The organism is Streptomyces monticola (assembly GCF_042665355.1).
Classification (GTDB): domain Bacteria; phylum Actinomycetota; class Actinomycetes; order Streptomycetales; family Streptomycetaceae; genus Streptomyces; species Streptomyces monticola.
The window spans coordinates 44,894-56,473 of sequence record NZ_JBHTCF010000037.1 but is presented as its reverse complement, the minus strand read 5'-3'; the positions used below and the strand labels follow the sequence as shown (position 1 = coordinate 56,473).

At 72.0% G+C, this 11,580-nt stretch carries 9 protein-coding genes and 1 pseudogene; 3 read left to right on the top strand and 7 right to left on the bottom strand.

Features of this window, described 5'->3' with window-relative positions; all coding sequences use genetic code 11:
• Nucleotides 1-331, bottom strand: a pseudogene (locus ACFQVC_RS41235) (SUKH-4 family immunity protein); the annotation flags it as partial.
• 199 nt (nt 332-530) lie between these two features.
• On the opposite strand from ACFQVC_RS41235, the gene ACFQVC_RS41230 reads away from it, so the two are divergent.
• Nucleotides 531-1,733, top strand: a complete 1,203-nt coding sequence (locus tag ACFQVC_RS41230) for an amino acid deaminase/aldolase (RefSeq protein WP_381841503.1) — start codon at nt 531-533, stop codon at nt 1,731-1,733.
• 44 nt (nt 1,734-1,777) lie between these two features.
• Here ACFQVC_RS41230 and ACFQVC_RS41225 read toward each other — a convergent pair whose 3' ends face one another.
• From ACFQVC_RS41225 to ACFQVC_RS41200, 6 genes are all read right to left on the bottom strand, one after another.
• Complete coding sequence (locus ACFQVC_RS41225) at nt 1,778-2,707, bottom strand: DUF2510 domain-containing protein (RefSeq protein WP_381841494.1); 930 nt, start codon at nt 2,705-2,707, stop codon at nt 1,778-1,780.
• Nucleotides 2,708-2,735: 28 nt separating this feature from the next.
• A complete protein-coding gene (locus ACFQVC_RS41220; protein ID WP_381841491.1) occupies nt 2,736-4,019 on the bottom strand; it encodes an HAD family hydrolase in 1,284 nt (427 codons plus the stop codon).
• Between the two features lie 178 nt (nt 4,020-4,197).
• Entirely contained in the window at nt 4,198-5,493 is a 1,296-nt protein-coding gene (locus tag ACFQVC_RS41215) for an HAD family hydrolase (protein ID WP_381841488.1), read from the bottom strand.
• A 110-nt stretch (nt 5,494-5,603) separates the two neighbouring features.
• Nucleotides 5,604-6,386, bottom strand: coding sequence for a 3-oxoacyl-ACP reductase (locus ACFQVC_RS41210; protein ID WP_381841485.1), 783 nt, complete (start codon nt 6,384-6,386; stop codon nt 5,604-5,606).
• Nucleotides 6,383-7,750: an aldehyde dehydrogenase family protein gene (locus ACFQVC_RS41205; protein ID WP_381841482.1), complete on the bottom strand. Its 1,368-nt coding sequence runs from the start codon at nt 7,748-7,750 to the stop codon at nt 6,383-6,385. The genes ACFQVC_RS41210 and ACFQVC_RS41205 overlap by 4 nt, the downstream gene beginning before the upstream one ends.
• 11 nt (nt 7,751-7,761) lie before the next feature.
• On the bottom strand, nt 7,762-9,132 hold the full coding sequence (locus tag ACFQVC_RS41200) for a glutamine synthetase family protein (protein ID WP_381841479.1): 1,371 nt from the start codon (nt 9,130-9,132) through the stop codon (nt 7,762-7,764).
• A 76-nt stretch (nt 9,133-9,208) separates the two neighbouring features.
• Here ACFQVC_RS41200 and ACFQVC_RS41195 point away from each other — a divergent pair, with 76 nt between their 5' ends.
• Both ACFQVC_RS41195 and eat read left to right on the top strand, forming a co-directional pair.
• Nucleotides 9,209-9,937: a FadR/GntR family transcriptional regulator gene (locus tag ACFQVC_RS41195; RefSeq protein ID WP_381841476.1), complete on the top strand. Its 729-nt coding sequence runs from the start codon at nt 9,209-9,211 to the stop codon at nt 9,935-9,937.
• Between the two features lie 130 nt (nt 9,938-10,067).
• Nucleotides 10,068-11,546: an ethanolamine permease gene (gene eat / locus ACFQVC_RS41190; protein WP_381841473.1), complete on the top strand. Its 1,479-nt coding sequence runs from the start codon at nt 10,068-10,070 to the stop codon at nt 11,544-11,546.
• The last annotated feature ends 34 nt before the right edge of the window (nt 11,547-11,580 follow it).

Here is an 11,580-nt window from a genome sequence, read left to right as displayed (position 1 = left end):
TGGCGCCGGCCGGGGCGGGAGCCTCGCCGGGTCCGCCGTCCCGGTCCGTGGGCCGCGGCGCCGCCGGGGCGGCGCTGCCCGCGTCCGGCCCCGCGTACTGCGGCGGCACGGGCGGCGGACCTGCGGGGCGCGGCGGGACGGTGGGCATCGAGGTGGCGCCGCCGTGCTCGGGCCCTGCGGCGCCGGGGGCGGACGCCGCGTCCGGGTCGGCCTGCGGGAGGGCGCCGGTGTCGCTCGCGGGCGGCTCGTCGGGCAGCCGGGTCGCCGGGTTCGGCGGGGGCGGCGAGGTGGGACGTGGGGGGATGGGAGCGCGCCGCGCTTCTGTGCTCATGCACCCCCCGCTCCTTGTACTCGGACCCGGCTCGATCGCCTTTGGGGACAGGCCCGTTCCTTCCCTGCGTGCGCGTCACTCTACGGGCTGATGCAGGTGAGGCGGGAACCCGTCCGGCCGTCACGGGCGATCTGTCCGGATCATCCCCCTACCCTCGGGTAGATGCGTCTGGCAGGCTGCGCCCATGACTGCCCGTGCCGTGCCCGCCCGTGCCGCCGACCGTGCCCGCTACGACCGGGCCACCGCTCATCTCGACGCCCCCGTCGCCATCGTCGACCTGGAGGCCTTCGACGCGAACGCCGCGGATCTCGTCCGCCGTGCCGCGGGCAAGCCGATCCGCGTCGCGAGCAAGTCCGTGCGCTGCCGTGCGCTGCTGGAGCGGGTCCTGGGCCGTGACGGCTTCGCGGGCCTCATGTCGTTCACCCTCGCCGAGTCGCTGTGGCTGGCCCGCTCGGGCTTCGACGACGTGCTGCTCGCCTACCCCTCGGCCGACCGCGCGGCCTTCGCCGAGCTGACCGCCGATCCGAAGCTGGCGGCCGCCGTCACGGTGATGGTGGACGACCCGGCGCAGCTGCGGCTCATCGACGAGGCAAGGGACGGCGGGCGCGAAGAGGTGCGGGTCTGCCTGGAGTTGGACACCGCGTTCAAGCTGCTCGGCGGCCGGGTGCGGATCGGCGCGCGCCGCTCGCCGCTGCACTCCCCCGCCCAAGTCGCCGACCTGGCCCGCGCGGTGGCGCGCCGGCCGGGGTTCCGGCTCGTCGGAGTGATGGCGTACGAGGGCCATGTGGCCGGAGTGGGCGATCTGCTCGCGGGGCGGCCCGTGCGCTCACGGGCGATCCGCATGATGCAGACCGCGGCCCGCAGGGAGCTGGCGCTGCGCCGCGCTGACGCGGTGCGCGCGGTCCGTGCGGTGGCGCCCGACCTGGAGTTCGTGAACGGCGGCGGCACCGGCAGCGTCCAGCACACCGCCGCCGAGGCCGCCGTCACGGAGATCGCCGCGGGCTCGGGCCTTTATGTGCCGCGGCTTTTCGACAACTACACGTCGTTCAGCGGCCGTCCGGCGGCGCTGTTCGCGCAGCCCGTGGTGCGCAGGCCCGGTGTCGGCGCGGTGACGGTGCTCGGCGGCGGCTACCCGGCCTCGGGCGCGGCAGGCCCGGACCGGCTGCCGGTGCCCTATCTGCCGGAGGGCCTGAAGTACGACCCGCAGGAGGGCGCGGGCGAGGTGCAGACGCCCCTGCTCGGCGCCCCCGCCGACGACCTGCTGATCGGCGACAAGGTGTGGTTCCGGCACGCCAAGGCGGGTGAGCTGTGCGAGCGCTTCGAGGCGCTGCATCTGGTGGAGGGCGACCGGGTGACGGCGACGGTGCCGACGTACCGCGGTGAGGGCCTTACGTTCCTGTAAAGGGCCATACGTTCCTGTGGCGGAAGCCGCGCGGCCCTGCGGGGTCAGCGCAGGGGCTCGATGCCGCGCGTGATCTCGTCGATGACGGACAGCGGCGGACCGTCGGGGCCCGCGTCGAAGGCGAAGCGCACCACGACCATGGCGCCCGCGCCTCCGGGCGCGGGAAAGGCGAGCGACTGGACGTGGCCGCCGGGTCCGGAGGCGGTCCTGACGCGCCAGCGCACGAAGTAGCCGTCCGCGCCCGCCACTTGGACGGCGCCTGCGGCCGCCTTGCGGTGTGACTCCATGCCGTTGAAGGGGCGGCGGCCGATGCGGTCGCGGTCGTAGGCGCGCTCGGCAGCCTCCTCGATGTCCCCCTCGGCGACGGTGCGGGCGCTCGCGTTGTCGGCGGAGTCCTCGGTGTGCGAAGTGACCGTGCCGTGGTGGCACAGGGCGGCGGTGCCCGGACAGTCGTAGGTCTCCACGGTGGTGGCGGTCGGGAAGGAGTCGACCGGGCGGTCCTCGCGCTCCCAGCCGTCGGGCAAGGGCAGGGAGATGCCGGACAGCTGGTCGAGCAGGACGCCCTGGCCGTTCTGGCCGTTCTGGCCGCCTTCATCGCCCTGGTCGCCCTGGTCATCCTGGGACGGTGTGCCGGAGGACGAGGAGCCCGAAGGGGGCTTCGGGGAGGCGGGGGTACGTGCCTCCGGGTCGCCGTCGTCACGGCCCAGGACCACGGCGCCGGTCACGATGGAGGCGACGAGCACGAGGCCCGCGGCACCGAGGGCGGCCGCCTTGGCGCGACGTGACGCCTCGCCGGACCGGCCGGGCGCGGGATGCCCCGGAGGCGCGAGGGCGGGCCCGAAGTGTCCGGGTGGCGGCCCGTCCGGCCCGCCCCGGTCCCGGGTGTGCTCGGTCCACGCGGCCCCGTCCCACCAGCGTTCGAGGGACGGGACCGTGGGGTCCGGATACCAGCCGGGCGGGGTCGTCATGCTCATCCGCACACCCTAGGACGCCCGGTGAAGATCAGTACACGGTGTCCCGCTGGTCCGGGACGACCGAGCCGTCCGCGCGCCGCACCGGCCCCTTGGCGCCGTCCTCCTCGTTGTACGCGGCGGTGGCGCACGGGTAGGGCTCGGTCTTCTTCTTCATCGGCTCGATGAACATCGGGTTGATCACCCAGCGGCCGTCCGCGTTGTCGTAGGCACGGCACATCGCCTCGTCCTTGTTGCGGTTCAGGAGGAGATGGGCGCCGGTGGCGTCGCCGACGAAGGTGACGTCGGTGTCCGCGTCACCGCCGCCGAGGGCGATCCTGCGGGTGGCGTCCTGCTGCTGCCAGGCCTTCGCCCCCTTGACCCCGAAGATCTCCTGGTTGATCCAGCAGCGCTTGCCGTCGATGTACGGGATGGCCTCGCCCTTGGTCCGGCCGACGCCGCCGCAGCCCTCGTTGTAGGGCGTGATGCGGCCCTCGCCGTCGAGGACGCTGCGGATGGCGACGGTGTGCGCACGGTCCACGCCGACCCCCTTCGACCACACCTCGGTGACCGGCTCGGAGCCCGCCGACACGATCCACACGTCGAACCCGGCCCTCTTCAACGTACGGATCAGATCGCGCTGCTGGTCGTAGTAGCGGACGTACGCCGGGATGGTGTGCGTGCCGACCTGGCGGGTCGCGCCGACGGGCGCGGCGAGCGCCTCGGCCCTGGCCTTCCTCGCGTATGTGGAGAGTTCGCCGACGGTGTGACCGCTGAACAGCTGCGGCACCCAGGCGTATTCGGGCACGGTGCGGCGGTGGTTCCACTCGCCTTCGAAGGCGGGGTCGCCGCTCATCGTCCGGGCGTTCTCGCGGATCTCGAAGATCTCGTCCGCGCAGCCGGTGTCGGTGGAGGTGGGCAAGGGCGCGCCGACCGGGACGCCGGTGCCGCAGGCCTCGGTGAGGGCCTTGTCCGCGGCGTCCGTCAGCCACTTGCTGCGCTCGCGCCAGCTCTTGGGGCGCAGGATCTTGTCGTGGGCGAGGGCCCAGGCGAGGGTCGCGTCGGTGACGTCGTTCTTGACGACGGTGTTGTCCCAGTCGAAGGCGGCCACGGGCTTGCGGTCCGGGTGCGGATCGCCACAGCGGCCGCGTTCGTCGATGGTCCGCTGGAGCTTGGCGCGGTTGGCGCCGTACCAGGGCAGATCGGCGGAGAGCCGAGGGCAGGCGGCCTCGGTCACGGTGGCCGGCGGGCTCGCGGCCGCGGGGGTCGCGGCGGGCAGGACGGCCAGGGCGGCGGCCGCGGCGAGGGCGGCGGCGACGGCACGGTTGCGAAGCATGGTGGTTCCTCTGCGGGTGCGGGTCCCGGATGGTGCGTGCACGGTACAACAGCCTTGTGGGGCGGGCCCGGAGGCCTCGCCCCACAAGGACGCCGGAGCCGCCCCCACATGCCGGAGCCGCCCCCTCCACGGCCAGCAGACCGTCCCCTCCGCGGTCAGAGCACCGTGTCCTCCGCGGTCAGAACACCGTGTCCTCCTGGTCGGCGATGACGGAGCCGTCCTCGCGGCGCACCGGGGCCTCGCTGCCGTCCGGCTCCGTGTAGCCGGTGGTGGCGCACGGATAGGACTTGGTCTGCTGCTTGTTGGGCTCGATGAACATGGGGTTGATCAACCAGCGGCCGTCGCTGTCGTCGTAGGCACGGCACATGACTTCGTTCTTGTTGCGGTTCAGGACCAGACGCAGGGCGGTGGCGTCGCGCAGGAACGCGATGTCGGTGTCGGAGTCGCCGGCCGCGAACACCTGGCGGTGACGCGCGGGTTGGACCTTCTCGGCCGCCGCGCCCTCGACGCCGAGGATCTCCTGGTTGATCCAGCAGCGCTTGCCGTCCATGTACGTGACCATCGCGTCGTCGCCGTCATCGACGGTGCCGCAGCCCCGCAGGCGCGGGGTGATGACATCGCCCTCGTGGACGTTGCGGATGCCGATGGCCCGCTCCGGGTCGATGCCCGCGCCGCGCACCCAGGCGTCCAGGACGGGCTGCGGCGAGGCCGAGGTGATCCAGACGTCGAAGTCGGCCTGCTTGAGGGTGCTGACCAGGTCCTGCATCTGCTCGTAGTAGCGCACCCAGCCGGTGACCTTCGCGGAGCCGACCCGCTGCTCGGCGCCGACGGCCGCGTCCAGGTTCTCCTTGCGCGCGGCGGCGGCGAACTCCTCGATCTGCGCCTCGGTCCAGCCCTGTTGCAGCTGGGCGAGCCAGGCGTACTGCGGCTCCATGCGGCGGTGGTCGAACCCGGCGAAGGCGGCGTCCCCCGCCGTGGTCTCGCCGTCCGAGTAGACGGTGCGGATCTCGTCGGCGCAGCCGGTGTCGGATGACGTGGGCAGCGTCGTGCGACCGGCCGGGCAGGCGGCGGCGAGCGCCTTGGCGGCGGCGGCGGTGAGATACCGGCTGGTGGTGCGCCAGTCGCCGTCCTCGGGGGTGCGCAGCTTGTCGTGGCGCAGGAGCCAGAACATGGTGGCGTCGCCGATGTCGTTCTTGACGACGGTGTTGTCCCAGTCGAAGACGGCGAGCGGCTTGTTGCCCTTGAGCTTCGCGCGCTTGTCCCCGTCCGGGCCGTAGTCGTCGATCATCCGCTGCAGCGCGGCCCGGTTGTCGCCGTGCCAGCCGTCGGTGACCGTGAGGGCCGGGCGGTCCGCGTGGTGCTCGCCCTCGATGGCTCCGGCCACCTGGGCGACACCGAGACCGCCGCCCGCGGCGCACAGGGCGACGACTGCGGCCACCAGGGCCCGGCGCTTGTTCTTCCTCGACTCCGGCACTCTCGTTCTCTCCTGCTCAGTCGCTGTGCTGCTTCGGACCGTAGACAGCACAGCCGGGCGCCTCGCGACGCCCGGCTGTCAGTGGGGTGACGTCAAGGTGAACAGGCGCTCTAGACCGGGGTGACGTACGCCCCGGCGATACCGCCGTCGACCAGGAAGTCCGTGGCGTTCACGAACGAGGAGTCGTCGCTCGCGAGGAAGGCGACCGCGGCGGCGATCTCCTCCGCCTCGGCGAACCGGCCCACCGGGATGTGCACGAGACGGCGCGCCGCCCGCTCCGGGTCCTTGGCGAACAGCTCCTGCAGGAGCGGGGTGTTGACAGGGCCGGGGCACAGCGCGTTGACCCGGATGCCCTCGCGGGCGAACTGCACGCCCAGTTCGCGCGACATGGCGAGCACGCCGCCCTTGGACGCGGTGTAGGAGATCTGCGAGGTGGCGGCTCCCATGATCGCCACGAAGGACGCGGTGTTGATGATGGAGCCGCGGCCCTGCTCGCGCATATACGGGATGGCGGCCTTGCAGCAGAGGTAGACCGAGGTCAGATTGACCTCCTGGACGCGCTTCCACGCCTCCAGGCCTGTGTCCAGGATCGAGTCGTCGTCGGGCGGCGAGATCCCGGCGTTGTTGAACGCCACGTCGACCGAGCCGTAGGTGTCGTAGGCCGTCTTGAACAGCGCCTCGACCTGGTCGGCGTCGGTGACGTCCACCCGTACGAAGGTGCCGCCCACCTCATCGGCGGCCTGCTTGCCCGCGCTCTCGTCGATGTCGGCGCACACGACGTTCGCACCCTCGGAGGCGAGCCGGCGGGCGGTGGCGAGGCCGATGCCGCTGCCCGCTCCGGTGATGACGGCGGTGCGGCCGACAAGGCGGCGGCAGATGTTCTGTTCGGTCACAGTGCGGAGCCCTCCGTGCTGATGAAGACGTTCTTGGTCTGGGTGAAGGCGGTCAGGGCGTCGGGGCCCAGTTCACGGCCGAGGCCGGACTGCTTGTAGCCGCCGAACGGGGTCCAGTAGCGCACGCTGGAATGGGAGTTGACGGACAGGTTGCCCGCCTTGATCCCGGCCGATGCCCGCAGGGCGCGGCCGACGTCACGGGTCCAGATCGAGCCGGAGAGGCCGTACGGAGTGGCGTTGGCGAGGGTGATCGCGTCCTGCTCGTCACGGAACGGAAGGAGCACCGCGACCGGGCCGAAGATCTCCTCCACCGCGGCGGGAGCGTCGGGCGCCTCGCCGGTGAGCACGGTCGGCGGGAACCAGAAGCCGGGCCCCTCGGGTGCGGTGCCGCGGACTCCGGGCGCGTCGTCGGGCACGAACTCCCGCACGCGGGCCAGCTGTCCGGCGGAGATGAGCGGTCCCATCTGGGTCTTCTCGTCCGCCGGGTCTCCCACGACGACCGCGCGCACCGCTTCGGCGAGGAGCGCGGCGTACTCCTCGTACACCGACTCCTGGACGAGGATCCGGGTGCGGGCGCAGCAGTCCTGCCCGGAGTTGTCGAGGAACGCGAACGGGTCGGCGGCGGCCTTCAGGTCGGCGTCGGCGAAGACCACGTTGGGGCTCTTGCCGCCGAGTTCCAGGGTGACGGGCTTGACCTGCGCGGAGCAGCGCTCCATCACCTCCCGGCCGGTGCGGGTGGAGCCCGTGAAGACGATCTTCGCGACCCGCGGGTGGTCGACCAGGGCCCGCCCCGCGACGCTCCCGAGCCCGGGCAGCACCTGGAGGAGACCTTCGGGAAGCCCAGCCTCCAGGGCGAGTTCGGCGAGCCGGAGCGCGGTCAGCGGGGTCGTCTCCGCGGGTTTGAGCACGACGGCGTTGCCCGCGGCGAGGGCCGGGGCGAAGCCCCAGGCGGCGATGGGCATCGGGAAGTTCCAGGGGGCGATCACGCCGACCACGCCGAGCGGTTCCTGGAGGGTGACGTTCCAGCCGCCGGGTGCCGGGATCTGCGCACCGTTGAGGCGTTCCGCTCCCCCGGCCGCGTACAGCAGCAGGTCGCGTACGTTCCCGGCCTCCCAGCGGGCGTTCCCGGCGAGGTGGCCGGCCTCGCGGACCTCGAGGGCGGCGAGCTCCTCGATGTGGGTGTCGACGGTGTCGGCGAAGCGGCGCAGGAGCCGGGCCCGGTCGGCGGCGGCCGTGGCCGCCCAGGTCTCCTGGACGGTGGCGGCGCGTGCCACGGCCCGGTCGACAGCGGCCGCGTCGGCGGCCGGAACGGTCGCGACGACCTCCTCGGTCGCCGGGTTGAGTACCTGAAGTTCCTGGAGCAAGAGGGGGTTCCTCACAGACGTTCGAAGGAGCGGCGCAGCTCCCAGTCGGTCACCGCGGCGTCGAACGCGTCGAGTTCGACCCGCGCCATGTTGCGGTAGTGCGCGACCACTTCGGGCCCGAAGGCGGCCTTGGCGACGGGGCTGTTCTCCCAGAGCTCGGCGGCCTCGCGCAGGGTGGTGGGGACATGCTCGAACTCGGCGGTGTAGGCGTTGCCCGGGCAGGCCTCGGGGAGTTCGAGTTTCTGCTCTATGCCGTGGAGCCCGGCGGCCACGAGCCCGGCGACCGCCAGATACGGGTTGACGTCACCGCCCGGGAGCCGGTTCTCGAAGCGCATCGAGCGGCCGTGGCCGACGACACGGAGCGAGCAGGTGCGGTTGTCGTAGCCCCAGGCGACCGCGGTCGGCGCGAACGAGCCGGGCTGGAAGCGCTTGTACGAGTTGATGTTGGGGGCGTACAGGAGCGAGAAGTCCCGCAGCGCGGCGAGCTGTCCGGCGAGGAAGTGCCGCATCACCGGGGACATGCCGCCCGGGTCGTCGGCGGTGCCCGCCATGGCGTTGGTGCCGTCGGCGTCGGCGAGCGAGAGATGGATGTGGCAGGAGTTGCCCTCGCGCTCGTTGTACTTGGCCATGAAGGTGAGCGAGACACCCTCCTGGGCGGCGATCTCCTTGGAGCCGGTCTTGTAGACGGCGTGCTGGTCGCAGGTGACCAGGGCCTCGTCGTACTTGAACGCGATCTCGTGCTGGCCCGGGTTGCACTCGCCCTTGGCGGACTCGACGGTGAGGCCCGCGGCCCCCATCTCGTTGCGGATCCGGCGCAGGAGCGGCTCGATACGGCCGGTTCCGAGGACGGAGTAGTCGATGTTGTACTGGTTGGCCGGGATCAGGTCGCGGTAGTTGCGGTCCCAGGCCTCCTCGTAACTGTCCTTGAAGACGATGAACTCCAGCTCCGTGCCCACCTGTGCGGTGTAGCCGAGCTCGGCCAGGCGCTCCAGCTGGCGGCGCAGGATCTGCCGGGGCGCGGCGACGACGGGTGAGCCGTCGTCCCAGGCGAGGTCGGCCATGAGCATCGCGGTGCCGTCGTTCCAGGGCACCCGGCGCAGCGTGGACAGGTCGGGGTGCATGGCGAAGTCGCCGTAACCGCGGTCCCAGCTCGACATCTCGTAGCCGTCGACGGTGTTCATCTCGGTGTCCACGGCGAGCAGGTAGTTGCAGCCCTCCGTGCCGTGCTCGAGCACCTCGTCGAGGAAGAAGCGCGCGGCGAACCGCTTCCCCTGCAGCCGGCCCTGCATATCGGGAAAGGCAAGGACGACGGTGTCGATCTCGCCGCTCGCGACGAGGGCGCGTAGCTCCTCGACGCCCAGCGGGGCTGTGCGGTCTGCCACGGGGACTCCTCCTTCGGCGGCCTGAAGGCCATAAGGTATGCCTGCAGACCATTCCTTGGGAAGGGGGAAACGCTCGATGTCCACGGTCGACGGCACGGGTCGCGTCGCACAGGTCCTGCGCCCGGTGCGCGCGGGCAACGGTTTCGAGGAAGCCCTGGAACAGATCCTGCAAGTGGTCCGGCTCGGCCTCGTCACCGCCGATGAACGCCTGCCTCCGGAGCGGGAGTTGGCGGACCTCCTCGGCATCAGCCGGGTGACGCTGCGCGAGGTGCTCAAGGTGCTGCAGGACCAGGGTCTGGTGGAGAGCAGGCGTGGCCGCTACGGCGGAACGTTCGTCCGCGCCAGGCCGGAGGGCGCGGGCGGCGAGGACGAGCTGCGGCGCCGTGTGCAGGGCGTCGACGTCGAGGACGTGCTGCGCTTCCGGCAGACCCTGGAGACCGGCGCCGCCGAACTCTGCGCCGCCCAGGGACTGCTGCCGGACGAGGAGGAGCGGCTGCTCGCGGCGCTCGCCGCCACCCAGGACGCACCGCTCACCGAATACCGCAGGCTCGACACCCTGCTGCATCTCACCCTGGCCGAACTGTCCGGCTCCCCCACGCTCACCGCGCAGTACGCGTCCGTCCGTGCCACCGTCAACGACCTGCTCGACTGCATTCCGCTGCTCGTACGCAACCTGGAGCACTCGCAGCAGCAGCACGCGGCGCTCGTCGAGGCGGTGCTCGAAGGGGACGCGGACGGCGCGCGGGAGATCATGCGGGAACACTGCGGGGGTACGGCGGCGCTGCTGCGGGGCTTCCTCGCGTGACCCGGGAGGGCCGCGGCGCCCCCACCGCGGCCTCGCGTAACCCGAAAGTAACGCACGGGTCTTGCGTTCCGGCCGCCCGCACCGCAAAGGTATGGAGCCATTCCATTGGCCGATGCGGGGAGCCCCTGCCATGACGCAAGCACGCCCAGAGGGCAACAGCGAGAGCGCGCCACCCGGCGCCGGGAACGGACCGGGCACCACGGGCGACGACTATCTGGAGCGGCGCGAGCTGCGCCGCGGCAGCGCGGGCTGGCTGCTGCTCACCGGCCTCGGCGTCGCCTATGTCGTGTCCGGCGACTTCTCCGGCTGGAACTTCGGCCTGGCGGAAGGCGGTTTCGGCGGGCTCGCGATCGCCACCGTGCTCATGGGCGTGATGTACACGTGCATGGTCTTCTCGCTCGCCGAACTGTCCTCGGTGCTTCCGACCGCGGGCGGCGGCTACGGCTTCGCGCGCCGGGCGCTCGGCCCCTGGGGCGGGTTCCTGACCGGTACGGCGATCCTCATCGAGTACGTTCTCGCGCCCGCCGCCATCTCGATCTTCATCGGCGACTACGTGGAGTCCCTCGGCCTGTTCGGCCTGGAGTCCGGCTGGCCGCTGATCCTGGCCTGCTTCCTGATCTTCATCGGGATCCACTTGTGGGGCGTGGGCGAGGCGCTGCGGTTCAGCTTCGTGGTGACCGGGATCGCGGTGGCGGCGCTGCTCGTCTTCGCGGTCGGCGCGTTCATGGAGTTCGACGCGTCCGGGCTCAATGACATCAAGGTCGACACGTCCGCCTTCGGGGCCAACTCCTGGCTGCCGTTCGGACTGCTCGGCATCTGGGCGGCGTTCCCGTTCGGCATGTGGTTCTTCCTCGGCGTCGAGGGCGTACCGCTGGCCGCGGAGGAGACCAGGGACCCGGCCCGTACGCTGCCCAAGGCCATCCGCTGGTCGATGCTCATCCTGGTCTTCCTCGCGCTGCTCACCTTCTTCGCGTCGGCGGGCGCACGCGGCTCGGCCGCCATCCAGGAGGCGGGCAACCCGCTGGTCGAGGCACTGCAGCCGGGCGGCGAGGCGACGACACTCAGCCGGATCGTCAACTACGCGGGCCTGGCAGGCCTGGTGGCCTCGTTCTTCTCGCTCATCTACGCCGGCTCGCGCCAGCTCTTCGCACTCTCCCGCGCGGGCTATCTGCCCCGGTTCCTGTCCCTGACCAGCCGCCGCAAGGCGCCCTATCTGGGGCTCCTGGTGCCCGGCGCGATCGGCTTCGCACTCGCCGCGGGCAGCGGCGACGGCGCGCGGATGCTGAACGTGGCCGTCTTCGGCGCCACCATCTCGTACGCCCTCATGTCGCTGTCGCATATCGTCCTGCGCCGCCGCGAGCCGGAACTCCAGCGCCCCTACCGCACCCCCGGCGGCATCCTGACCTCGTCCATCGCCCTGGTCCTGGCATGCTCGGCCCTGGTGGCGACGTTCCTGGTGGATGTGACGGCGGCGCTCATCGCGCTCGGTGTGTACGTCGTGGCCATCGCCTACTTCGGGCTCTACAGCCGCAAGCACCTGGTGGCGAAGGCCCCCGAGGAGGAGTTCGCGGCACTCGCGGCGGCCGAGGCGGAGCTGCAGCGCGACTAGCGGGCCACGGCCGGAGACGGGGCGGGCACCCGAA

Coding starts and splice junctions, on each gene's coding strand:
- ACFQVC_RS41225 (WP_381841494.1), bottom strand. CDS start 2,707: ATGAGCATGACGACCCCGCCCGGCTGGTATCCGGACCCCACGGTCCCG.
- ACFQVC_RS41220 (WP_381841491.1), bottom strand. CDS start 4,019: ATGCTTCGCAACCGTGCCGTCGCCGCCGCCCTCGCCGCGGCCGCCGCC.
- ACFQVC_RS41195 (WP_381841476.1), top strand. CDS start 9,209: ATGTCCACGGTCGACGGCACGGGTCGCGTCGCACAGGTCCTGCGCCCG.
- eat (WP_381841473.1), top strand. CDS start 10,068: ATGACGCAAGCACGCCCAGAGGGCAACAGCGAGAGCGCGCCACCCGGC.